The 23,333-nt window shown below is 61.4% G+C and carries 16 protein-coding genes and 1 pseudogene; 9 read left to right on the top strand and 8 right to left on the bottom strand.

The window, feature by feature from the left end; translation table 11 throughout:
* Nucleotides 1-59: 59 nt before the first annotated feature.
* Genes QOL82_RS15975 through QOL82_RS15985 form a run of 3 tightly spaced genes read right to left on the bottom strand, consistent with a single transcriptional unit; the run spans nt 60 to nt 4,762 of the window.
* Nucleotides 60-1,781 carry a thiamine pyrophosphate-binding protein gene (locus tag QOL82_RS15975; RefSeq protein ID WP_283443287.1) on the bottom strand — a complete coding sequence of 574 codons (1,722 nt, stop codon included), beginning with the start codon at nt 1,779-1,781 and terminating at the stop codon, nt 60-62.
* Nucleotides 1,782-1,824: 43 nt separating this feature from the next.
* Nucleotides 1,825-3,741: a TRAP transporter large permease gene (locus tag QOL82_RS15980; RefSeq protein ID WP_283443288.1), complete on the bottom strand. Its 1,917-nt coding sequence runs from the start codon at nt 3,739-3,741 to the stop codon at nt 1,825-1,827.
* 7 nt (nt 3,742-3,748) lie between these two features.
* Nucleotides 3,749-4,762 carry a TRAP transporter substrate-binding protein gene (locus QOL82_RS15985; protein WP_283443289.1) on the bottom strand — a complete coding sequence of 338 codons (1,014 nt, stop codon included), beginning with the start codon at nt 4,760-4,762 and terminating at the stop codon, nt 3,749-3,751.
* A 321-nt stretch (nt 4,763-5,083) separates the two neighbouring features.
* Here QOL82_RS15985 and QOL82_RS15990 point away from each other — a divergent pair, with 321 nt between their 5' ends.
* The 5 genes from QOL82_RS15990 to QOL82_RS16010 all read left to right on the top strand — a co-directional run bounded on the left by QOL82_RS15990 (nt 5,084) and on the right by QOL82_RS16010 (nt 12,287).
* Nucleotides 5,084-6,646, top strand: coding sequence for a class I adenylate-forming enzyme family protein (locus QOL82_RS15990; RefSeq protein ID WP_283443290.1), 1,563 nt, complete (start codon nt 5,084-5,086; stop codon nt 6,644-6,646).
* A 487-nt stretch (nt 6,647-7,133) separates the two neighbouring features.
* Complete coding sequence (locus QOL82_RS15995) at nt 7,134-7,754, top strand: QcrA and Rieske domain-containing protein (RefSeq protein WP_283443291.1); 621 nt, start codon at nt 7,134-7,136, stop codon at nt 7,752-7,754.
* 94 nt (nt 7,755-7,848) lie between these two features.
* Nucleotides 7,849-9,597, top strand: coding sequence for a methanol/ethanol family PQQ-dependent dehydrogenase (locus QOL82_RS16000; protein ID WP_283443292.1), 1,749 nt, complete (start codon nt 7,849-7,851; stop codon nt 9,595-9,597).
* A 144-nt stretch (nt 9,598-9,741) separates the two neighbouring features.
* Nucleotides 9,742-11,181 carry an aldehyde dehydrogenase gene (aldA, locus tag QOL82_RS16005; RefSeq protein WP_283443293.1) on the top strand — a complete coding sequence of 480 codons (1,440 nt, stop codon included), beginning with the start codon at nt 9,742-9,744 and terminating at the stop codon, nt 11,179-11,181.
* A gap of 638 nt (nt 11,182-11,819) precedes the next feature.
* Nucleotides 11,820-12,287, top strand: coding sequence for an Lrp/AsnC family transcriptional regulator (locus tag QOL82_RS16010; protein WP_283443294.1), 468 nt, complete (start codon nt 11,820-11,822; stop codon nt 12,285-12,287).
* Between the two features lie 153 nt (nt 12,288-12,440).
* Here QOL82_RS16010 and QOL82_RS16015 read toward each other — a convergent pair whose 3' ends face one another.
* The 3 genes from QOL82_RS16015 to QOL82_RS16025 form a co-directional block, all read right to left on the bottom strand.
* Nucleotides 12,441-13,655, bottom strand: coding sequence for a glycosyltransferase (locus QOL82_RS16015; RefSeq protein WP_283443295.1), 1,215 nt, complete (start codon nt 13,653-13,655; stop codon nt 12,441-12,443).
* Complete coding sequence (locus tag QOL82_RS16020; protein WP_283443296.1) at nt 13,652-14,899, bottom strand: glycosyltransferase; 1,248 nt, start codon at nt 14,897-14,899, stop codon at nt 13,652-13,654. Before QOL82_RS16020 ends, QOL82_RS16015 begins: the two co-directional genes overlap by 4 nt.
* 176 nt (nt 14,900-15,075) lie before the next feature.
* On the bottom strand, nt 15,076-16,524 hold the full coding sequence (locus tag QOL82_RS16025) for an oligosaccharide flippase family protein (protein WP_283443297.1): 1,449 nt from the start codon (nt 16,522-16,524) through the stop codon (nt 15,076-15,078).
* 659 nt (nt 16,525-17,183) lie between these two features.
* Here QOL82_RS16025 and QOL82_RS16030 point away from each other — a divergent pair.
* A complete protein-coding gene (locus QOL82_RS16030; RefSeq protein WP_283443298.1) occupies nt 17,184-18,176 on the top strand; it encodes a tripartite tricarboxylate transporter substrate binding protein in 993 nt (330 codons plus the stop codon).
* A 12-nt stretch (nt 18,177-18,188) separates the two neighbouring features.
* Here QOL82_RS16030 and QOL82_RS16035 read toward each other — a convergent pair whose 3' ends face one another.
* On the bottom strand, nt 18,189-18,974 hold the full coding sequence (locus QOL82_RS16035) for an IclR family transcriptional regulator (protein ID WP_283443299.1): 786 nt from the start codon (nt 18,972-18,974) through the stop codon (nt 18,189-18,191).
* A gap of 246 nt (nt 18,975-19,220) precedes the next feature.
* Between QOL82_RS16035 and QOL82_RS16040 the strand changes: the two genes are divergently transcribed.
* The 3 genes and pseudogenes from QOL82_RS16040 to QOL82_RS16050 all read left to right on the top strand — a co-directional run bounded on the left by QOL82_RS16040 (nt 19,221) and on the right by QOL82_RS16050 (nt 22,660).
* Nucleotides 19,221-20,489 (top strand): CaiB/BaiF CoA transferase family protein, encoded by a 1,269-nt coding sequence (locus QOL82_RS16040; RefSeq protein ID WP_283443300.1) that lies wholly within the window; start codon nt 19,221-19,223, stop codon nt 20,487-20,489.
* A gap of 74 nt (nt 20,490-20,563) precedes the next feature.
* The gene (locus QOL82_RS16045; protein ID WP_283443301.1) at nt 20,564-21,649 is read left to right on the top strand and encodes a TauD/TfdA family dioxygenase; all 1,086 of its coding nucleotides are present in this window, start codon (nt 20,564-20,566) and stop codon (nt 21,647-21,649) included.
* 141 nt (nt 21,650-21,790) lie between these two features.
* Nucleotides 21,791-22,660, top strand: a pseudogene (locus tag QOL82_RS16050) (HpcH/HpaI aldolase/citrate lyase family protein).
* A 169-nt stretch (nt 22,661-22,829) separates the two neighbouring features.
* Here QOL82_RS16050 and QOL82_RS16055 read toward each other — a convergent pair.
* Nucleotides 22,830-23,189 (bottom strand): TM2 domain-containing protein, encoded by a 360-nt coding sequence (locus QOL82_RS16055; protein WP_283443302.1) that lies wholly within the window; start codon nt 23,187-23,189, stop codon nt 22,830-22,832.
* Nucleotides 23,190-23,333 lie beyond the last annotated feature (144 nt).

Here is a 23,333-nt window from a genome sequence, read left to right on the forward strand (position 1 = left end):
GCTCCCGTTAAATCCAGTTCAGCAAAGTCGCCGGGCGGCAAGGGCGCCGGCGTTCCCGTTCACGATTGCCGCCACTGGCGCTCGGCATCATCCCACGCGGCCAGGGGCTGCAGGTCCGGCACCCAGGCCAGCCCCGATTTCGCGTCCGAGGAAGGCGCATCCGGCGTGACCAGCACATCGAGCAGGGCAGGCCGGTTCGCCAGCGCGCGGGCCATTGCCGCCGGGAGGTCTTCCGCGCGTTCGACCCGTTCGGCATGCATGCCAAAGGCCCGCGCCATGGCCGCGTGATCGGCGAATTGCAGCCGCGTGCCGACCACCTTCCCGTGGGTTTCCTGCTGGTCGCGCACTTCGATCGCCCAGGAACCATTATTGGCGACGACGATCAGCAGCGGCGCACGGTGGCGCACCGCCGTATCGATCTCCATTGCGTTGAAGCCAAACGCGCCATCGCCGGTGGCGACGACGACGGTCCGGTCCGGGCAGGCGAGGCTGGCGGCGATCCCGAACGGGGTGCCGATGCCGATGCAGCCCAGCGACCCGGGATCGAGATAGGTCGACGCCGGGAGGCCGACGCGCGCGAAGCTGAGAAAGTCCCCGCCATCGGCCACCACCACGGCGTCGTCAGGCAAGGCGTCGCGCATCACGGACAGCAGACGGTTCGGATGCATCAGGCCGTCGGCGCCGGGCGGCGCGGTGCGCATGGAATCGGCCAGTTTGCCGACCCGGCTAGAATGCCTGGCCTTGACCGCCTGCGCCCATTCCAGGTCCGTCGACGGTTTGCGGTCACCCGCCGCCTGCAGGATGGCTTCCAGCGCCGCCTCGGGAGTGGCCAGCAGCTCGACGGCGCCGCGGCGGTTGTCGCGCAGTTCGCCGGCGCAGTCTCCGATGCGCACGAAGCGCGCATCGCCGAAGACGGCGGGCGAGCCGTACGCCAGCTGGAAGTCCAGGCGGCGGCCAATGGTGATGATGAGATCCGCATCCCCCATCACCGAGCCGCGCATGGCTGCCACGACCGACGGATGATCGTCCGGCACCAGGCCGCGGCTTTCGCCCGTGTCGAGGTACAGCGCATGCAGCCGGTCGAGCAGGCGCACCAGCGATGGGCCTGCGGCTTTCGCGCCCCGCCCCGAGATCACCAGCGGCCGGCGCGCGGACCACATCAAGGCGACCGCCTCGTCGACCATGACCGGGTCGGGCAGCACGCGAACCGCGGGCCTGGCGGCGAAATACTCCGGCAGCTGCATTACCGGCGGCACGATCGCGCGCAGCGTGTCGACAGGGAAATCGAGATAGGCCGGGCCGGGTTCCCCGCATTCGCCGCGCGCGCGCGCGACGGCTTCACCCAGTTCCTGCAGCACGAGCTCGGGCTGGCGGACCGTGCGGGCATATCGCGTGAGCGGCCGCACGAAGTCCGTATGCGCCATATCCTGCAGCGCGCCGCGGTTTTCCTGCGGACGCGGCGGGGTCCCTGAAAGAATCAGCACGGGCGCCCGCGCCACGTGCGCATTGGCGATGCCTGTCATGGCGTTGGTGACGCCCGGGCCGGCCGTGACCAGCGCCACGCCGAGGCCGCCCGTGAGGTCCGCGTGGGCGTGCGCCATGTAGACGGCTGCGCGTTCGTCGCGGACGTCGACGATCTGGATGCCCTGTGCGTCCACCGCCATCCAGATGGGCATGATATGGCCTCCGCACAGCGCGAAGACGCGGTCGACGCCTTGCGCTTTCAGGAAGCGGGCGATCACGGCGGCGGCCGCATTTTGGGCGATCAGTTCTGCGTTCATGGTTTCCTCGTGTTGAAATGCCTGTGGTTCCTGCGCACGCCGTTCACGGCTTGCCGGCGCCGCCAGCTGCCTGCGGCAGCAGGCAGGTTGAAATGGATGGGAAGGCAGCCACGACGGCCAGGCCGACGAGCAGCGCCAGCACATAGGGCACGATGGGCCGGATTCCCTCGGAGGGGTTGACCCGCCCGATTGCGCAGGCGGCGTAGTAGCCGACGCCGAACGGCGGCGCGAATAGCCCGATGCCCATCGCGAGGACCACCACCATCGCGTAGTGGACGTCATTCACGCCCATCTGGGCCGCGATCGGGAACATCAGGGGCCCGAACAGGACGATGGCCGGTATACCTTCGAGCACGCTGCCAAGGACGATGAACATCACGATGGAGACTGCCAGGAAGGTTCCCGCGCCGCCCGGCAGCGCCGCCATCGCGGCCGCCAGGCTGTTGGAAAACCCGGACTGGGTCAGGGCCCAGGCCATCGCGGTCGCGGTGCCGATGATGAACAGGATCGCGCCGGACAGCGCGGCCGTTTCGACCAGAATCGGGACCAGGCGATGCCAGTTCATCTGGCGGTAGATCACGATCCCGACGATGAAGGTATACACGATGCCCAGCGTCGAGACCTCGCTTGCCGTGGCGACGCCTTCGACCACGGCGGCCCGGATGACGAAGGGCAGGGCAATCGCAGGAAGCGCGGTGACCAGGGCCAGGATGATTTCACGGCCGGTGGCCCGCCGGACGCCGGCCATGACTTCCTTCTTCGTGCGGAAAAACACGACGGCGCTCAGCGCGGCGGCCAGCACCAGCGCAGGCAGCATCCCGCCGCTGAACAGTGCGGCAATGGACACGCCCGTCACGGACCCGATCGTAATGAGCACCAGGCTGGGCGGGATGGTCTCGGTCTGCGCGCCCGTCGTCGCCAGCAGCGCAACCAGTTCTCCCGAGGTCATGCCGCGTTTGCGCATCTCGGGAAACAGCACCGGCGTGACCGCGGCCATGTCGGCCACCTTGGAGCCGGAGATGCCGGAGACGAGGTACATCGCGCCGATCAATACATAGGACAATCCGCCGCGCACATGGCCGAGCAGGCTGGCGAGAAAGGCGACCATGGCACGCGCCATCCCGGTCATCTCGATGAGCAGGCCGAGGAACACGAACAGCGGCACCGATATCAGGATGATGTGGGACATGCCTTCGTCCATCCGGCCGACGAGCACGGTGATGGGCAGGGTGGTCGTCAGCGTCAGGAATCCGAAGGTGGCCAGGCCGAATGCCACGGCTATCGGAATGCCGAGCAGGACCGTGATGCCCGACACGCCCACGAAGAAGATCACCAGGTTGAGGTTGCCAAGGTCCTGCAGCAGCGGCCTGGCGGCTGCAAAGACCGCGAAGAGGACCGCAACTGCCGCAACCGATGCCGATATGAGCCGCCAGTTGCCCGACTTGAACAGGCGGATCAAGCTCATCATCGCCATCAGCGCAAGCCCCACCGGCAAGGCCGCGGCGCGCCAGGCGTTCGAGAGTTCGAGCGCAGGCGTGACGATATGGATTTCCTCGGATGCATATTCATAGGCCGGGCCAAGCGCGAACACGAGGAAGGCCAGCGCCGCGGCAATGGCGACGGTATCGAGAAATGCCTGCCTGTCCGGCGAGGTCCTGGCGACCAGCGCGGTCATGCGCATGTGCTCGCCCCGCCGGAAGGCAACGACCGACCCCAGGCTGGCAAGCCAGAGGAACAGGATGGATGCCGCTTCGTCGGTCCACGGGAGCGGGGTGGACAGGTAGTAGCGGGCAATCACGCCTGCCAGCAGGATCAGGATCTCGCAGACGATCAGCAGCGCAGCGAGGTACTCCACCGTGGCGCCGAAGACCGCTTCGATGCGGCGTGCCCGCTGTGCCGTGACGGTTGCACCGAATGGCACCGCCCGGTCATGGCCGCCGTGAGTCGATGTGATGGTCATGATCGGCTCACGCGATGTCGCCGGCATATTTGCCCAGCAGCGTCCATGCTTCCTCGCCGAACTTCTCCTTTACCTGCGTGTAGAAATTCGTGGCGCGCAGCGCCTTTTGGAAGGGAGCGGAATCGACGGCATTAAATGTGAGTCCCTTGCTTTCCAGCTTTTTCTGCAGGTCGAGGTTGGCGCGCGCAATGTCCTCCCGCTGCTTCAGCGCGGCCGCATTGATGTGCTTGGCCAGGACCTGCTGCACGTCCTTCGGAATGGTTTTCCAGATCCGTCCATTTGCAATGAACCAGAAGCCGTCCCAGGAATGATTGGTCAGCGAGCAGTATTTCTGGACTTCATAAAACTTTGCCGATTCGATCAGGGCGAGCGGATTTTCCTGGCCATCGGCAACCTTGGTCTGAAGCGCCTGATACGCCTCGCTCAGCGGCAGGCTGACCGGCGCGGCGCCCAGCGCGCGGAACATCGACACCCACAGCGGCACCACCGGCACGCGGATCTTGAAGTTCTTCAGGTCATCGGGTGTGCGGATCGGACGCGTGCTGGACGTGATCTGGCGGTAACCGTTATCCCACACGGTGTCGAAGGGTACGAGATTCACCTTCTCGATGCTCTTCCTGATATGCCCGCCCAGGTCGCCGTCCATGGCTGCCCAGACACGGTCATAGGACGAAAAGGCGAAGCCGACGCCGGTAATGGCCGTGGCGGGGATCAGGGTGGACATGACGGTGCCGGGGAACGTGGCCAGCTCCAGCGCGCCGGACCGGATCTGGGACATCATGTCCGAGTCGCTCCCCAGCTGATTGTTCGGAAACAGCTGGATGGCGACCCGCCCGTTCGTCTCGGCGGCAATCGCTTCGATCGCCTCCTTGAGCCGCACATTGACCGAGTGCGTCATCGGCAGGTCCGTCCCCAGCTTGAGCTTGAACTGCGCTGCGCCTTGCCCCCACGACAATGGCGTTAACGATGCGATTCCCGCCGCGGCGCCGGCACGCAAAATCTGTCTGCGATGAAAGTCCATGATGTTTGTCTCCGTCGTTATGATTAATTTGCAAGCAGCACCGCAGGGGCGAGCCACGCCATCGCCCGGAGAGGAAAGGCCGGGTAATTCCGACCGCAACCTCATGCATTTGGAACTCTGAATTCAGAGTTCAATTTGATTCTCGTAGTGGTTCCGCTGCTTGTCAAGGCAAATATCGACAAAAAAAGTTTTGACGGCGTCCACAAATTCGGGATATAAGTTCACCGAACTCTGAATTCAGTATTCAGAAATAGGGCACGGCATGGCGCACGGGCCCGTCAGCGTTAACGCTAGTCAAGAACAGTATTCATGGAGACACGAATGAACCATTTACTGACGATTGCCGACGCCGTTGCCACGCATGCCCGACTCAGCCCGCACAAGGTAGGGCTGCAGGATTCAACGCGGGCACTGACCTTTAACGACTGGAACCGGCGTGCATGCCAGTTGGCAAACGGTCTGCTCGATCTGGGCCTCAACAAGGGCGACCGTGTGGCATTGCTGGCCTATAACTGTATCGAATGGGCGGAAATCTACATCGGGCTGGCGCGGGCCGGCCTGGTCGCAGTGCCGATCAATTTCCGGCTGACCGGCCCCGAAATTGCCTACATCATCGAGCACAGCGAGGCGTCGGCAGTGATCGTGCAGGACGCACTGATGGAAAGCGTCGCGTCCATCCGCAGCCAGCTCAAGCTGGCTGAACACGGCTATGTGCTGATAGGGCAGGAAACGCCGGGGTGGCTTGCCTACGAAACGCTGCTCGGCGCCGCCAGCAGCAATCCGCCCGCGGTGACGGTCACGCCTGAAGATCCCTTCGCGCTGATGTACACCTCCGGCACTACCGGCCGACCCAAGGGCGCCATACGCAGCCACGCGGGAAACGCGCTGCTGGCGTTTGCGACGGCGCTCGAGTTCGGGTTCGGCCGCGACGACCGCGGACTGATCGTCATGCCCATGTGCCATGCCAACTCGCTCTACTTCAGCCTGACGTTTATCTATCTCGGCGCCAGCATCATCATCGAGGACAGGAAGAGTTTCGATCCCGAACACCTGCTTGCGATGCTGTCCAGCGAGAAAGTCACGTTCACCTCGCTGGTGCCGACGCATTACATCATGATGCTCGGGCTGCCCGAGGCAGTCCTGAAAAAATACGACGTCAGTTCGGTGGAAAAACTGCTGGTTTCCTCCGCGCCGGCGCGGCGGGAAACCAAGCTGGCGATCATGAACCATTTTAAAAACTCCCGCCTTTTCGAGCTCTATGGGGCAACCGAACTGGGTTGGGTGACCATCTTGCGCCCGGAAGAGCAGCTCGAAAAACTTGGGTCGGTCGGGCGGGAATGGGCAGGCAGCGGGGCGATCAGGCTGCTCGATCCGACCGGCCGGGAAGTGCCGGACGGCGACGTCGGTGAACTGTATTCGCGTACGTCCTACGTCTACGATGGCTACTGGAAAAACCCGGAAAAGACCGCGGAGTCGTTTCACGGCGCGTGGTGTTCGGTCGGCGACCTGGCGCGCCGGGACGCCGATGGCTATATCCACCTGGTCGATCGCAAGAGCAACATGATCATCAGCGGCGGCGAAAACATTTATCCGTCTGAAGTGGAGAGCGCAGTCGGCGCGCATCCCGCCGTCAAGGATGTTGCGGTGTTCGGCATCCCGGACAGCAAATGGGGCGAGACGGTGCATGCCGCAGTCGTGCTGCATCCCGACCGGTCGGTGACGACGCAGGAACTGTCCGCGTGGTGCGCCGAACGGCTCGCACGTTTCAAGATCCCGCGTTCCTTCTCGTTCCTGCTGGACAAGGATATGCCGCGCACGGCCACCGGGAAGATTCTGCATCGCACCTTGCGGGACCGGTTTATCGAGGAGCGCCGGCAGGCATGAGTCGCCATGCGTGACTCGCAGTGCAGAGAGAGCACCGAGGTAGCGCGCGCAACGCCAGGAAGCTGGATAAGCGAGCGCGACTCGTCGTCTGGAGGGAATGACGTTGGGTTATGCCTACCTGCGTCGTTAAGACGCGTGATGCCGCAGCGGACCCGTTTCCTAGATCCACACCATCGCACGAATGCAATGCCAATATTTTCTTGACAAGAGATGTCGGAACGCTAAACTTAATGTATTCTGAATTCAGAATCCCGAATGCGACGCGAAACCGACGTGAAACGCGCTGATTCATTAAAGCAAGACTGAAAGCGGGCTTTCCAGAGGGTCCAGCCTTACCCGGCACCGCGAGCAATTAATCGCCGCCTGACGAACGGTCGGAAGAAACCGGAACGATCAGGGTGCTTGAACGGCTGCCTGCCGCCGCTACCTTTCGTTCAGGGTCGGCGGACGGCAAGTTTTTCTACTAATTAATAACGTGGAGACTATCTTGACTGATCGAAAAACGAAGACGGCTGCATTAAGCGACCTCGTCCCGGACACGGGTCTGGAACAGCGGCGCACTGTCCTGCGCGCAGCGGGAAGCCTCGCTGTCGCGTCGCTGAGCGGCGGCTTCATTCCCATCGCACTGGCGGAAGAGAATTCGAGTCGCCCGAAGGCCGGCCATCGGCTGGTTCTGGCGGATGAGGCCGACAAGCGCGTGCCCTTGCAGGTAAGCGACATCCCCCTGAATGGAAAGCCCGTGTTCGCTTTCCCTTACGACCTGGACAGTAAAACGGCCCAGGACGGGTCGCGGCTCAACAAGGTGGCGCTCGTCAAGGTGGACGCGGCATCCCTGAGCGACGACGCGAAAAAATTTGCGGTCGACGGCGTGCTGGCGTTTTCTTCCGTCTGCACGCACCAGGGGTGCGATGTCACGGAATTCGTGGCCAAGGAACATGCGCTGATGTGCTTCTGCCACTTCTCGAAATTCGATGTCCTGAAAAGCGGCGCCGTCGCAGCCGGGCCGGCGCCGCGGGACCTCCCGTATCTCCCGCTGAAAGTCGAAAAGAATCAACTGGTCGTTGCCGGCGGCTTTAGTTCGACACCCGGCGTGAAGAAGACCGGTTGACGGTCCAGTCAGGCGCCCAAAGGCGCACCTGGTCATGGACGTGCCGGAAGAGCTTGCGGTTTAAACGTTGCTGGAAAAATGGAAGGAAGGAGACATGATGAATAAAACACTCAGCAGTCTGGCGCTGGTTAACGCATTGATCGTGCCGCTCAGCGTGCATGCCGACGATCCCCCGAGCAGCAGCGGGCCGTTGAAGGCATACAGCAAGGTGACGGACGCCCGCCTCACCCAACCCGAGCCGCAAAACTGGCTGATGTATCGCGCCAATTACGCGTCCTGGGGCTACAGTCCGCTCAAGCAGATCACGACCGAGAACGTGAAGAACCTGAAGCTGGCATGGAGCTATTCGACCGGCATGACCGAAGGCCACCAGGCGCCGCCGGTCGTCAATAACGGGTACATGTACGTGACGACGCCCAATAACCAGGTCATTGCCTTCGAGGCGAAGTCGGGCAAGGAACTGTGGCGCTACAAAAAAACGATTCCGGAAGAGTTGCAGCAGCTGCATCCGACCAACCGCGGCGTTGCGCTGTACGGGGACAAGGTCTACATCGCCACCACCGACGCATTCGTCGTCGCTCTGGACGCGGTGACGGGGAAGGAAGTCTGGAAGACGGCGTCGGCGGACTGGAAGCAGGGTTACTACTCGACGCTGGCGCCCCTGGCGGCCGAGGGCAAGATCATGATCGGAGTCTCGGGCGGCGAATACGGCATTCGCGGTTTCGTTGCCGCCTTCGATGCCGAGACCGGAAAGGAAGTCTGGCGCCGCTACACGATCCCCGCGCCCGGCGAGAAAGGCTCGGAGACGTGGCCGAAGGACGACGCCTGGAAAACGGGCGGCGGGCCGGTGTGGGTCACCGGCAGCTATGACCCGGAGACCAAGGTTTCGTACTGGGGCGTCGGCAATGCGGCGTCCTGGATGCCGGATACCCGCAAGGGCGACAACCTGTTCTCGACGTCCGTGATCGGCATCGACATCCGGAGCGGCGAACTCAAGGGCTTCCACCAGTACCATCCGAATGACGCATGGGACTGGGATGAAGTTTCCGCACCGCTGCTGATCGATATCGAGCGCAAGGGGAAGAAGGTCAAGTCGCTGGTGCATGCCGGGCGGAACGGCTACCTGTGGTGGCTCGAGCGTTCGCCGAACAAGATCGACTTCGTCGACGCCTGGCCATTCGTGCTGCAGAACGTCTTCACGGGAATCGACAAGAAGACCGGCCGTCCAAGCTACGATCCGGCGCGCATCCCCCAGACCGGCAAGACCGTGAATTTCTGTCCGTCGCTCTGGGGCGGCAAGGACTGGCCGCCCGAAGCCTACAACCCGCAGACCGGCCTGCTCTACATCCCTGCCAATAACAACCTGTGCGCGGAAATCACCGGCATCCCGACCGGGAAGCACAAGCCGGGCGAACTGTACATCGGTGTGGGGCTGGACAACATCCTCACCCATGTGCGCCTGACTGACGAGTCCCGCAAACATATCGGCGAGGTGCAGGCATGGGACATGGCCACCGGCAAGAAAGTCTGGACGCAGACCTTCCCCGCGATGAACTGGGGTCCCCTGCTGACGACCGGCGGAAATCTGGTGTTCGGCGGCGGCACCAACGACCGGAAGTTCCGGGCCTTCGATGCCAGGAACGGCAAGGTGCTGTGGGAGTTCGCCGCCAACTCCGGCGTGATCGGCGTGCCGTCGACATTTGAAATCGACGGGGAGCAGTACATCGCCGTGCAGGCCGGATGGGGCGTCGACGCCCAGCGCATGCAGGGCGCGTTCGACGCGGTCATGCCGCAAAAGACGCCGGTACCACAGGGCGGCGTGATCCACGTGTTCAAGCTCTAGGCGTCGACACAGGATCCTTCAGTAGGAACGACGCCCCGCGCCATGTAGAACGGCATCGGGGCGTCGCCCGAGCACCTGTCCGCAAGACAAGCGCCTGCCAGAGGCGCACAAGAGGTTTATCCATTACCTGACCAAGGAGACATCATGAGTGCGGTTTACCAGAATTTCATCGATGGCCAGTTCGTCGATCAGAAGCACAGCGAAGAGATCGAGGTCCTCAATCCGGCGACCCATCAGCCGGTCGGATCGGTGCCGGAAAGCACGGACGACGAAGTCGACGCCGCCATTGCCGCGGCACGTGCGGCGCAGCGAAGCTGGGCCAAGCTCCCCGCGATCCAGCGCGCCGGCCATCTGCGCGCCATTTCAGCCAAGCTGCGCCAGCATGTGGACCGGCTGGCCCGGCTGATCACGTCCGAGCAGGGCAAGACCCTGGAGCTGGCGAAGGTGGAAGTCAACTTCACGGCCGACTACATCGACTACATGGCGGAATGGGGCCGGCGCATCGAAGGGGAAGTCATCACGAGCGACCGCGCGAACGAAACCATTTTCCTGCTGCGCAAGCCGCTGGGCGTCGTCGCCGGCATCCTTCCGTGGAACTTCCCCTTCTTCCTGGTGGCGCGGAAGATGGCCCCTGCGCTCATTACCGGCAACACCATCGTGATCAAACCGAGCGAAGAAACCCCGATGAACGCGTTCGAGTTTGCCAAGCTGGTCGCCGAAACCGATCTACCGAAGGGCGTCTTCAACCTTGTCAGCGGTAAAGGCGCATCGGTGGGAGCACGCCTGTCGGGCAGCAAGGATGTCAACATGGTGAGCTTCACCGGCAGTGTCGCGGTCGGCTCGCAGATCATGAAAGCGGCATCGCAGAACCTCACGCGCGTGAACCTGGAACTCGGCGGCAAGGCGCCTGCGATCGTGCTGGCGGATGCGAACCTGGATCTTGCCGCGAAGGCCATCTGGGACTCCCGGATCACCAACACCGGCCAGCTTTGCAACTGCGCCGAGCGTATCTACGTCCAGGCCAGCGTGGCGGACGCGCTGACGGAAAAGATCGCCGCCCATATGAAGGGCACGCGCTACGGCGATCCGCTGGCCGAATCCACGCTGCACATGGGACCGCTCATCAACCGCCAGGGCCTGATGAAGGTTGACGAACTCGTGCGCGGAGCGCTTGCCCAGGGAGCGGAACTGGTCACCGGCGGGCGGATTGCCGACCGGGAGAAGGGATACCACTATGAACCGACGGTCCTGGCAAACTGTGGGCATGGCATGAATATCATGCACCAGGAGGTGTTCGGCCCGGTCGTTCCGATCCAGAAGGTCGACAGCCTGGAGGAAGCCATCAGGTATGCGAACGACAGTGAATACGGGCTGACATCCTCGATCTTCACGTCCAACCTGAACCATGCAATGCAGGCGTGTAACGAGCTGGAATTTGGCGAGACCTACGTCAACCGGGAGCATTTCGAGGCCATGCAGGGCTTCCATGCCGGTCGACGGAAATCCGGCATCGGCGGCGCTGACGGCAAGCATGGTTTGTATGAGCACCTGGAAACGCAAGTGGTGTACATGAACCACGCTTAACCGGCGCCAAGCGGCGGTGCAGGCTGAGCCTGGCGACCGCCGCAATCGGAAGTGCAACGACGATGTTTTATCGGGTTGCACTTCCTCCCGATATTCGCCTTCCAAGTGCAAGGCTGGCCAGTTTTCATTTTCAGACGTCTCGAACACAGCGGATGTACAGCAGGTGTTCGACTGCCGCAATCTGCCGCCGTTCCTCATTTCCTCATTTCGTTGGGATCGCTGCTCCCGTACGCACGGGAACATAGCGCATCGCCCGCTTGCCCTGCCGCGGAAAGTCGTGCCGCTACCGCGCTGTCCGGAAACATTGAACAGCGCGGGGACACGTGACGCCAGCGCTACCAGGTAGCGAAAAAATCTGCTGGATGCGAAGGATTGCGGCTGCAATCGCTTCGTGGGGAAAGTCGCCTAAATGGTTTTTAGGAAGCCGATGCATCTTCACTATTCCATGGTCAGGACAGCGCGAGAATGCAGGCGGGTGGGGCCTTGTGGGCACGGGTAAATATTACGGCAGGCGGTTTGAAATAGGCTTCCGTTTTATAGCCTGAATTACCGTTATCGAAAAATAAAGCCCTGCAAAATAGCCAATTTCAGGATATTTTGTCTCTCCTTGTGTATGTTCATGGAATGGAAGGCGGAATATGAAAGAAAATGGCCTGGATGAAATCGACCGTAAGATCCTGCGGAACCTGAGCCGCGACGGGCGCATCAGCAATCAGAAGCTCGCCGCCATGGTGAACCTGTCGCCGACGCCGTGTTGGAACCGGGTGAAGGCGCTGGAGGAAGCCGGCTTCATCACCCAATATGTCGCGCTACTGGACCAGCGTGCCCTTGGCCTGCCGGACACCGTCATCATCGAAGTCACGCTCGAGCGGCATGACGACGAAATTTTCGAGCGTTTCGGCAATGCGCTGGCGACGCTGCCGGAGGTCATGGAGGCTTATCTCCTGACCGGCGAATACGATTACCTGATCAAGGTGGCAGTCTCCGGGACGGAAGGATACGAGCGGTTTCTAAGGCAGAAACTCTACAAGATTCCGGGTATTCGCCACAGCCGGTCCACCTTTGCGCTGCGCTGCCTGAAGCGTGTCCATTCCGTGGAGCCCTGACCCGGCCGCGGACCGCAAACGGTATCTGCCCCGCCATTGCGGTCGCCGGCGCATGAAGACCGCCGATTGCAGTAAGCCGCCCGCGTCATGACCTGGCCTTGCGAGACGGACCGCGTGCTGTCGTCCGGAAATTCGCCGCCTATCGATTCCTGGCTACCGGGGCCGGCCGGACTGCGCGACTGCCTGGAAATGCTGCAACAGTCCGTCCGCCACCTTATCCCAGGTATTCTCCAGCGCGTGTGCCCGTAGACGGTCCGGGTCCCAGGCCTGGTTCAATGCCACGCCGATGGCGTCAGCGAATGCCGCAGGCTCCCTGGTTCCAACCAGGATGCCCAGGTCCTGCCGGGGAATGATCTCCGGTACGCCCCAGGTACGATGGGCGACCACCGGCGTGCCGCAAGCCATCGCCTCTAGGACGACATTCGGCCAGCCTTCCTTCTCGCTGGCGAGGCAAAACACATCAGCCGCGGAGTACCAGGCATGCAGATCGGTGTTATGCACGGCCCCGGCCCAAACGACCGCGTCCGCAATTCCAAGTTCGGTCGCCAGCGCGCGAAGGTCGGCCTCGCAGTCGCCTTCTTCTCCCCCTTGCCCCACCACGATGAAACACAGGTCGGTATGTCCTGCGGTTCGCAGCAAGGCCAGGGCCTGCAACAGGATATCCACCCCTTTGCGTGGAACCAGGTGGGACACCGAGAGCATATAGCGGCTGGCGCCGTTCAAGCCGAGCGTCTTGCGGGCGTGTTCCTTGGGAGTGGGCCGAAAGCGTGCCGTATCCACGCCATTGGTGGAGGCAAATCCCTTCTCTGGCGGCGCGCCCAGCCGCACGGCTTCGTTGACCAGCGCCCTGGCGACGCCGAAGTAGCGCGCACTGTGGCGGAGGGCAAAAAGCACCTGGCGTATCCGCACTGGGAATCGCGGAAGATCGTTGATGTCATGGCCGCGCAAGGTCACGACGTAGGGCTTGCCAAGCATCCGGGACAACAGCGCGCCCGCAAATCCTTCCGGAAACCCCAGGTGGCAATCGAGCACATCGATACTGTCCTTGAGGCGATGGGCTGCGACGAACTTCCAGACCGCAACGGCCAGGAAAATACCGTCGAGCGGCTTGAGCACGCGCGGAAAGGAGAAGAACTTCGGGAAATAGGTTGGATAGGCATTCGCGTTTGTCTGCGACGTAATCCGGCTCCTGTTGGCATAGCGCGGGACGTATCCTTCCCCCGGGAACCAGGGGATCGGGGAGACGACAATCAAGTCCGCTTTCGCGGACAGTGCGTCCAGTCGCTGCTTGACGAACTGGGCATGCACCGGCATCCGCGGGTTGGGGAACATCGTTGAGATGGAGAGGATGCGCAAGCGGTCGGTCATAGACCCTTCATGATGTGGTACAGGAAGCGCCTGGCCTTCGCTTCCCAACTTTCGCTCTGGAGAAAGCGCTCAAGGCCCGGTTGTAGGCGGGCAGGGGTTTTGTACGGGCCTGCTTCCAACGTGGCGAGGGCCGACGCGACGACACGCGGAAAGTCCTCGGGAGCCGCCAATGTAAGGTAGTCGGCAAGCTGGACTGCCTCGGGCAGGGGCGAGGCGATGACGGGTTTGCCCGTGGCCAGGTATTCCTTGAGCTTGAGCGGATTGATGTTCCGGGTCGATTCGTCGACGACATAGGGAAGGACGCAGAGGTCGAAGTGAAAAACGTGACGCGGCAGGTCCGCATAGGGCACGTTGCCCAGGAAATGGAGATTGGATACATCACGGAATTCGCCCGGGGCCCGATCCACGACCGGGCCGAGAACGACGAAGGTCGCCTGCGGGGACAGCCGGGCGGCGGCCTTCAGCGCTTGTCCGTCGACACGCTGGTCGAACACGCCGAACATGCCCACCAGCGGATGCGGCAAGGCGGCCAGCGGACTGGAGCAATCGGGAGCAGCGCGAGAAAAGTGCGCCAGGTCCACGCCATGGGTCAGCAGGGTCGAGGCGCCAACGAACGCGGAGCGTGTTTCAAGAATAGCCGTAGAAGTAGCGATCATCAGATCGCAGGCATCCAGCGTTTCTTGCTCCAGGCGCCGCATGGCTTCACCGTTAATGCCGTGCCAATGCGTGAAATCGTCCACACAGTAATAGACCTTGCGCTTGAAGGCGGGGTCGCGAAAGAGACCGGGAACGGTAGGCGACGTACTCACCAGGATCGGATGTTTGTCCGGGGCCAGATGACGAAGCGCCTTGTGCACAGCGCGCGAAAGAAGGCGCTGATTGAGCGCCAGTGTCGTCGCTCCCTCGCATGAAGGCAACATGGGCGGGCTGAGAACATGGGGAAGCGGCGCGTCCTCCAAAAGCGTCCCGGAAAGGCCGTGCGCGCTTTGCATCACCGAGTGTCCTGCCGGCATCCCGTCAGGCGCGACGCGTGGACGAATCCAGGTGCGGAGTATCTGCGCAGCCCTTCCAATGTCGTATTGGGTGAAACGGGGCATGCGATGCCCGATCGTATTTACCCAGATCACTTGTGCCTGCGGAATGATCCTGCGGAACAAATGCTGGCAACTCGACGGGTGACGCCCCCAGTCATCCGCAAATACCACAAACACGTGCTGAGATAGTTGATCTTCAGAAACTAGCATACCGGCCGGTTACCCATCAGGACGCGTTGTGACAAGGGAAGGAACAAATACCGTTAGAAGGTTATCATCAAAACGGCGTCTGCACTTGCATTAAAGACAAGCAAAAAGAAACGGCGCTCTATGCCGTTAGCAGATATCTTCCCGAGCGCTGGCGAGGTTCGTCGACCGACTTCGCGTTAACTCGACGCGAAGCGTGACTGAAACCCGGACGCCAGCTTATGGATCTCGGCGGTCAATGGGTGTCCCATCAGTCGGAGCGACAGATACCAGAGGCAGGCGAGTGGCAGGGCTGAAAGGAGAAGTACGGCGGCCGGTGGAACGGAGGCGGGGAGAACCACTTTCAGCAAAGCCGCGCCCGCCATGCACATGATTGCAACTGCGGCGCTGGGCCATAAAGCGACCAGCATCGCGCCAAATCGGTAATGGAAGTAGATGCGCTGCTGGATGATGACCACCGGCGTCGCAACGAGAGTCGCGGCGCAAATCACCCACGAGAAACTCCGGATACTGCCGTCGAATAGCGCAAGAGCAAAGGCAATGCGTGAAAGAAGCGTGACGGCAGTCGGGAGCGCGGCCAGGTATGGCCTGCCAATGGCGGTCATGGCTGCAGGATAGTAGTTAAAGATTGTCCCGATTGCGCAGCTGACCAGCAATCCATCCATGGCAGGTACCGAAGGCAACCATTTTTCGCCATACAGCACCGTAATGATTTCTGTGGCGAAAATATAGGTCAATGCCAATGCGGGCCATGCAATGCCAAGCAGGAGAGCCGTTGCCCTGCTCAGTAGTGCGCCGACCGGTTCCCCACGATGGTGAGCCTGCGCAATGTAAGACACCGACCCATAGTTTGCAGTACTCCCGGCGATATGAAAAAAGATGGTAACGGTTGAATTGGCCCGACTGAAAAGACCGACCAGCCTGGCATTTCCGAGTTTCCCCAAGAGAATATCGGGAAGCGAATTGTTGACCGAATCCAGGCAATTCGTCAGCAGCGAACTTAATCCGAAATGCACGACCTCGCGCCAGTGCCTGAACGAAGGCAGCCAGGGAAGGTATTTCGGGCGAAGTGGAATATAGGCAAGGCAACAGGCAATGATATTGGCGAGATTCCCCCACGCCATGCTCATCGTGCCAAACCCCATGACGGCAAGGCTGACACAGGTGACTGCCGAGGCTGCCGTACTCACTGCCGTCACCCACGCCTGTTTGCCGGCAGCAAACTCCCGGGTGAGCAGGGAATGGGTAATGGCGCCAAAGGGAATGAACGCGAAGCAAATGGCCAGCACCTTCATCACTGGAATCATTTGAGGCTCATTGAACCACCTGCCGAACCAATCGCTTCCGGCATACATGGCTGCAGCAATCAGCCACGACGTCGTGAAGAGCACCCCGGTCGCGGCGCGCAGCTTTTCCGGCGTCAGGTCCTTCTCCCTCTGGAGATAACTTCCCACGCCGAATCCCTGGAAAATATGGGCGATATTGACGAACACGATGGTCATCGAGTACACGCCGATGTCGCTCGGACTGAGCAGCCGTGCCAGAAACAGGCTGACCGCGAACTGGACCATCGTGTCGCCGGTCGAGGCAAAAAAGTTAATGAAGAGGGAACGCCGGATGCTGGCCATAAATACGTAAATTTTTTACATTCGTCTATTCGATTCGATAACCCGATGCTGCAGGAATGGCCTTTTCTCGAAAGAGCTAACAGTGCGCGACGGCAGGTAGCCAAGGACTAGGAGTATAAGGGCAAGGGTAACTTGTGGGCCGACTACGAGACGGCCTCGGTTGCCAGTCGAATGCGCAGATAGCCGGTGGTCAATAGACCGGGTTGCGCCAGGGTCGCGACGACGAGCTTTACTTCATGGGATGGATAAGCAGGGGCGGCAGCATTTCAACGACCTGTGGAACCGATACGTCTGCAATTGTGCGACTTCGCCTGTCGAGTTATCGCAAGGCGCTTGGGACACGAGCGGAGGCAAGGCACGCGTCTTCGGAGTGCTTCCAGTTAGCAGGCCCAGTGAGACCCAAGCGCCATGCATAAAGGCTAGCGCTGGTATTGATGCTATGGGAACGGGCCGCTTGCGCTCGTCTACCCAAATCGTCCCGTCGGAAAAATGCCAGTCGAAATACCTCGGTGCGCGCTCTCCTTTGCCTGCTAAGCCCATGCCGACCTCCACGAACCCGGAAAAGACCCGATTTTTGCTGCAAGGCGCGTTAAGGAATCACTAGACATACCCAAAACGGCTGCCTATACTGTTTTCACAAAACAGACATGATGTCTAAAATGGAGAAGACGATGCGAAACGGTTTGGGTGTGTGTGGTACGTTCGCGCTGGTTCTGGGACCGGCCCTGTTGAATCTTTCATCTGCGGCGGCGCAGGAGGCAGGCGTTCCCAAAATGATAAAGATCGTCGTTCCCTTTTCTGCCGGCGGGAGCAACGATCTGTTTGCGCGCGCCGTCGCGCAGAAACTCGGGGCAAGGCTCGGCACGAATGTCATCGTTGACAACCGTCCTGGCGCCGGCGGAACAATCGGGACGGAAGCGGTGGCGCGTGCGGATGCGGACGGGGCAACGTTGCTGCTGACATCGACATCATTTGCGACCAACGCTGCCGTGCAGGCCAAACTGCCGTACGACCCCGTCAAGTCTTTCGCGCCCGTTGCGCTCGTAGCCAAGGGCGCGATGGTGCTTGTCGTCGGCAACAACACGCCGTACAAGTCGTTCGGCGATTTGATGAAGGTCGCAAAAGACGGCAAGAATACATTGAACTATGGATCGGCCGGCCCGGGTTCGATCGGCCAGATGAGCACGGAGCTGCTCAACTCGGTCGCTAAAACGACCTCGCTGCATGTCCCTTACAAGGGCATCAGCAATGCGGTGACCGATATGATCGGCGGCAATATCGACTTCATGATTACCACGTTTGCTTCAGTGGGAGGCCAACTGAAGGCCGGGCAGATTCGACCGGTCGCGGTGACGTCGCAGCAGCAATCAAAATTCCTGCCCAACGTGCCCCCGATCGCGGACACGGTGCCTGGCTATCAGGTCGATGTCTGGTGGGCCATGTTTGCACCGGCAAAGACTCCATCGCCGATGATCGCGAAGCTCAATGCGGCAGTTCGCGAAGTGAGCGTCCAGCCGGACATGATCACGCTGTTTGCCCAGGAAGGCGCCGAACCGACGGCGCTGACACCCGAACAGACCGGCGCCTACGTAGGAGAAGAAGTGGATAAGTGGAAGAAACTTGCTCGAGAGCGCAATATCACCGTGAACTAAAAATCGCAGTGCTCATGTCGGTATTCGTACGCCGGCCAGCTTCTCGAACGGCGGGGAGAAGATCGCAGGATTTCCTCCCAGGTCGGCTGTGAGCTTGCGCCCAGCTTCCATCACAAAAGGGAGGCACGTATCGAAGGCCTTCTTGTTAAAGCGAAACAGGGGAATGCCAAGCGACACGGAGCCGACAAGCTGCTGCCGGACGGAGAAGACCGGGCAGGCGATGGCGCCCGTCTCGAAATCCCGCTCGCCGAGCGAGACCGCGTAACCGGCGGTGCGTATCCTGTTGAAGTTTTCTCCAGGCTGCCCTGAAAACGCCAGCAGCACCTTGCCGGCAGCGCCCCTGTCGAGAGGAACCCGCTCCCCCTCACGCAAGTTCATGCGCACGCTGCGGACATGATGGAGGCGGTGCAGGCAGACACGCTCGTCGCCCTCCCTGACGTATAACGCAGCCGTTTCCTCCGTTTGCCTAACCAGTTCGCGCAGCACCGGGAGCACGTACTCCTGCAGCCGGAATGATTCCTGGTACAGCATCCCGAGGAAAAACGGCGTCGGGCCCAGCATGTACCGTCCATCAGCGAGCCGCTTCAGATAGCCGAAATGTTCGAGCGACTCGCAAAGCCGCAGGATCGTACTGTGATACAGCCCCGTCGCATTCATTAATTCGGTCAGCGTCATGCCGTCGATGCTTTGTTCGAATGCCTGGAGGATGGTCAGGGCGCGGTTGACTGCTGCAACGCCTGGTTCCGCTTCGGCGGTGGCGTCAGATGTTTTGGATGATTTCGCTTGCGAGTGTTTCATTGTGCAGAGTTCGGGGGAATGTCATTAAAACAGGAGCCTGAGGATGAAGGAAAACAGCCGTCGATGCAACCGCTTGTGAAACATCACGCCCGCAAAATAGCCGTTTTCTATAATAGACATGATGTCTATTTTTAGTTAGACTGTATCGCGTGGTTTGATTAAGGCGGCATACCGCAAGCGGTGACGCCGGGACGAACCATCCCGTTCACAGGGCATCCGTACCTGCGAACGACTTTGGAGACACTGATGACAATGCTGCATAAAAAAGAGTACACCCCGGATGCCCGCGGCCCACTGCACGGCATACGGGTCGTAGATCTGTCGCGCCTGGTGGCCGGCAACATGCTTACGCTGCAGCTTGCGGATTTCGGTGCGGATGTCATCAAGATCGAGCCGCTGAAAGGCGACACCTTGCGTGCGTTCCGGACCAACGGCCTGGAGACGTTCTGGAAAGCCTACGCGCGTAACAAGAAGAGCGTTTGCCTTGACTTTCGTCGAGCTGAAGGAATCGAGCTGGTCCTGCAACTGGCGGCGCAGGCTGACGTGCTGGTGGAAAGCTTCCGTCCGGGCGTTATGGAAGAGATGGGCCTGGGGCCGGACGTCCTCTTGCGGCTGAATCCAGGGCTGGTGATTGCCCGCATTTCCGGTTGGGGCCAGACCGGCCCTTACCGGCACAAGCCCGGCTTCGGCACGCTGGTGGAAGGGTACTCCGGCTTTGCCGCAATGAACGGCTTTGCCGACCGCGAGCCGGTGCTGCCGCCGATGTTCCTTGGCGATATGGCTACCGGCCTCTATGGCGCAAGTGCGGTGATGACGGCGCTCTGGAATGTCAGGGTCAACCATGGGGACGGCCAGGTCATCGACCTTTCGCTGTTCGAGCCAACGCTGTCCATACTCGGACCGCATGCCGCCAACTTCAAGTTGACGGGCACGGTCAAGGCGCGCACGGGCAGCCGGTCGAGCACCACCGCGCCACGAAACGCCTACCAGACGCTGGACAAGAAATGGCTATGCTTGTCGACTTCGACCCAGACGATGGCGGAACGGCTGTTCGCCGCCATCGGGCGCGCTGATATGAACAGCGACCAGCGGTTCAGCTCCAACGCTGCCCGCCTTGCGCATCTCGAGGAGGTCGAGCTCGTCGTACAGAATTTCATTTCGCAAAAAACACTGGCAGAAAATCTATCCCTGTTCGACCGGGCCGGCGTGACCATCGGCCCGATCTACGATGCCGCGCAGCTTGTCGACGACCCCTATGTCATCGAGCGTGAAAGCATCGTGGAAATCGAGGATGACGAGCTTGGCCTGATGCCGGTGCATAACATCGTCCCCCGACTGCAGGGCACGCCTGGCAGTTTTCGCATGGCGGCGCCGGTAATGGGGCAGCACAGCGCCGAGTTGCTGGAGCCTTTGCTCGGGTCGGCAAGCTATCGAAGACTGGTAGGCGAGGGCGTGATTGTCGAGGGCAGCCTGGCGACGTCTGCCGCGGCAAGCAGCACGGCCGCCGAAACCTAGGGCAGGGCCACAATCTGCGTGTTCGAAGCATCGCGCAGGCATCTATCTAGCGGTTAACTACATTGGAGAAAATGATGAATCAGTTAGGCCAACCGATCAAATCGCGTGGTGTCTGGAAAGGTCCCGAGATCGACTGGAAAGAAGAAGGCCTCCATATACTCTCTGCCGAAGAACTCGGGGAAATCGATCGTGCGCTGCAGCACCTGCTTTCCCTCGGCGAAGTCGATTTCCCACAGATCACCGTCGAAACATTTCCACTCGACGGCGTCGGCAAATTGATGGCGTCGCTGCCCGACCGCCTGCGCAATGGACGGGGCTTCCTGATGCTGCGTGGATTGCCGCGGGAAAAATATTCTGACGATGACATGACCCGGATCTACTTCGGTCTGGGCGCCTACATCGGCAAGCCGATGGTGCAGTCCTATCTGGGAGACATCCTTGGTCACGTGGTTGACGTCAGCGACCTGGAGCCGAAATCCCGCGGCTACCGCAAGGGCGGAGGACAACTGATGCACACGGATTCATGCGACATCATCGGCCTGATGTGCCTGCGCACCGCCATCGCCGGTGGAGAAAGCCGAATTTCGAGCGCGCTGGCCATTCACAACCACCTGGCGGAACATCGTCCCGACCTGCTTGCGGTGCTTCGCGAGGGGCTGTACCTGAAGCGCACCGATGAAGACGGCCGGCGCGCCACGAAGACTTACAGCAGCGAACGGGTGCCGTTTTTCCATGAAGACGATGGCGAGATCACCTGCTATCTGCCGACCGGCTATGCGCGGCTCGCGGAGAAAAGTGGGCAGCGGCCTTTTACGCCGCTCGAGTCCGAGGCCTTGCTCACCGTGCGCAAGATTGCGGCATCGCCCGAATTCTTTCTCGACATGGGATTTAAGGACGGCGACATCCAGTTTCTCAACAATCGCATCATGGTTCACGGCCGGACCGACTACCAGGACGAGAAAGAGCTGTCCAAGCGACGTCATCTGCTGCGGCTATGGCTTTCCGTTTCTTCGTGGCCGGATATGCCGGAGAGCCAGGTGTTCCACACGCCGGAGGATCACCGCCTGTGGGCGCAATATCGCAAGCCCTTTGCCGAACTGCCGTCGGTGCACGACCGTAACCTGCTGGAGCCAAACGCTGAAAAGCGGATGGTGGATTGATGCAGGACGCATGCATGCGAGTTGGACGGCATACCGGTCCCGAAGGTCTACGCGGCTGCCGGTCTGACACCATGCTTTGCAACCACAGCCGATTGCAAAGCGAGGTTCATCATGCATGACGCCAAGCCGCGTGCCATCATCATGCGCACCAAGCTGTTCGTGCCGGGGTCCCGGCCGGAACTTTTTGAGAAAGCGCTGCAAAGCGGCGCCGACGCAATCTCGATCGACCTGGAAGACGCCGTCACGGATGACTGCAAGGATTAGGCGCGCATGCTGACAGCGGCGTTCCTGGACCGGCAAGCTGCCCTGCCTGGCTCTGCCGCGATGGTCGTGGTGCGGGTGAACGGCCTGTCGACCGCGCATTTCAGCGCCGATGCGGAAGCCGTCGTCCGGCCCGGTCTGGCAGTGCTCAACCTGCCGAAGGTCGAGTCCGCCAGCGAGGTGCGCACCGTCAGCGAGCTGCTTGCCCGGCTCGAGCACGACCGCGGCCTTGCCCAGCCTATCCGCATCCTGGCGAATATCGAGTCTCCACGCGGCTTGCGACTGGCCGCCGACATCGCCGCGGCCAGTCGCCGCATCATCGGCCTGCAGCTTGGATTCGGCGATCTGTTCGAGCCACTTGGCATCGACCGCGACGATCTGGCTGCCGTCAGGCAGGTACAGTTGGCCGTGCGTCTGGCCGCCGGGGAAGCCGGCGTCGATGCCTACGACGGCGCTTTCGCGGCCGTTCGGGACATCGACGGCTTTCGGATCGAGGCCGAGCATGCGCGCAGGCTCGGCTTCAAGGGGAAGAGCTGCATCCATCCGACCCAGGTCGCCGTCGCCAATGCGGCATTCAGTCCGCGCGAGCATGAAATCGCATTTGCCGAACGTGTCGTCGCAGCCTGGAACGAGGCTTCGTCAGCGGGGCGCGGCGCGATCGTAGTCGATGGCAAGATGATCGACCGTCCATTTGCAGACCGGGCGCAGGCGGTGCTTGCATTGACGAAGCGAATTGCGCGCAGCAGGTAGCCGGGCGGCGCAGCGCCTTGTTGGCGCATAGTGCCCGGCACCCCGTCAGCATGGCCGTTGCTACCAGTCGCAGCGCACCTCCCTGGATTGTGGCGGAGGGTCTTGCCTGTGACGCTGCGACATGAGGCGCCACGGTCTGCGACGGCATCGGAATGCTGGGCGCCGACAGTTAAAAGTCATAGCCCGCATACAGCATGCCGAAGATCGCGACCAGGATGGCAATCGGCATCAGGGCCAGGGCAGGACGCAGCCATCGCGGCACCGGCTTGCCCAGCCTGCCGCCGTTATGGCGTTCCGCCCAGGCCTGGGCATGCATGAATGCGTAACGCCACGCGTCCAGCGACGCAAGAACGCCCGGGATCCCGGTCCAGCAAAACGCAAGGGACAGCAGGCCGAGGTATGGCCGGCGCAGATAGAAGTGATGCAGGCCGAGGTCGCCGAGCAGTGCCGCCAGCAGTACGGCACGGGTCTGATCCCGGTAAGCGCGAGCCACGGCAGTCGGTTTGTCCAGATAGATATCCTCGCTCATATCACGCCCGGCTGCGCCGATAATCCGGTCGGCGCGGCAAGCCGCGGTGCGACGTACCGCTCTTCATGCCGGTGCGCCGGCATGGTAGCGGACCGGTTCGTGCAACGCGGCAGGTAAGCAAATAACCGGAGTATAAGGGCAAGG

Origin of the sequence: Noviherbaspirillum suwonense (assembly GCF_900182955.1) — a bacterium.
GTDB lineage: Bacteria > Pseudomonadota > Gammaproteobacteria > Burkholderiales > Burkholderiaceae_D > Noviherbaspirillum_A > Noviherbaspirillum_A suwonense.

Excerpts from the sequence above, each read along its gene's own strand:
- QOL82_RS15975 (WP_283443287.1), bottom strand. The coding sequence starts at position 1,781 with ATGAACGCAGAACTGATCGCCCAAAATGCGGCCGCCGCCGTGATCGCC.
- QOL82_RS15980 (WP_283443288.1), bottom strand. The coding sequence starts at position 3,741 with ATGACCATCACATCGACTCACGGCGGCCATGACCGGGCGGTGCCATTC.
- QOL82_RS15985 (WP_283443289.1), bottom strand. The coding sequence starts at position 4,762 with ATGGACTTTCATCGCAGACAGATTTTGCGTGCCGGCGCCGCGGCGGGA.
- QOL82_RS15990 (WP_283443290.1), top strand. The coding sequence starts at position 5,084 with ATGAACCATTTACTGACGATTGCCGACGCCGTTGCCACGCATGCCCGA.
- QOL82_RS16000 (WP_283443292.1), top strand. The coding sequence starts at position 7,849 with ATGATGAATAAAACACTCAGCAGTCTGGCGCTGGTTAACGCATTGATC.
- aldA (WP_283443293.1), top strand. The coding sequence starts at position 9,742 with ATGAGTGCGGTTTACCAGAATTTCATCGATGGCCAGTTCGTCGATCAG.
- QOL82_RS16010 (WP_283443294.1), top strand. The coding sequence starts at position 11,820 with ATGAAAGAAAATGGCCTGGATGAAATCGACCGTAAGATCCTGCGGAAC.
- QOL82_RS16015 (WP_283443295.1), bottom strand. The coding sequence starts at position 13,655 with ATGACCGACCGCTTGCGCATCCTCTCCATCTCAACGATGTTCCCCAAC.
- QOL82_RS16020 (WP_283443296.1), bottom strand. The coding sequence starts at position 14,899 with ATGCTAGTTTCTGAAGATCAACTATCTCAGCACGTGTTTGTGGTATTT.
- QOL82_RS16025 (WP_283443297.1), bottom strand. The coding sequence starts at position 16,524 with ATGGCCAGCATCCGGCGTTCCCTCTTCATTAACTTTTTTGCCTCGACC.
- QOL82_RS16030 (WP_283443298.1), top strand. The coding sequence starts at position 17,184 with ATGGAGAAGACGATGCGAAACGGTTTGGGTGTGTGTGGTACGTTCGCG.
- QOL82_RS16035 (WP_283443299.1), bottom strand. The coding sequence starts at position 18,974 with ATGAAACACTCGCAAGCGAAATCATCCAAAACATCTGACGCCACCGCC.
- QOL82_RS16040 (WP_283443300.1), top strand. The coding sequence starts at position 19,221 with ATGACAATGCTGCATAAAAAAGAGTACACCCCGGATGCCCGCGGCCCA.
- QOL82_RS16045 (WP_283443301.1), top strand. The coding sequence starts at position 20,564 with ATGAATCAGTTAGGCCAACCGATCAAATCGCGTGGTGTCTGGAAAGGT.
- QOL82_RS16055 (WP_283443302.1), bottom strand. The coding sequence starts at position 23,189 with ATGAGCGAGGATATCTATCTGGACAAACCGACTGCCGTGGCTCGCGCT.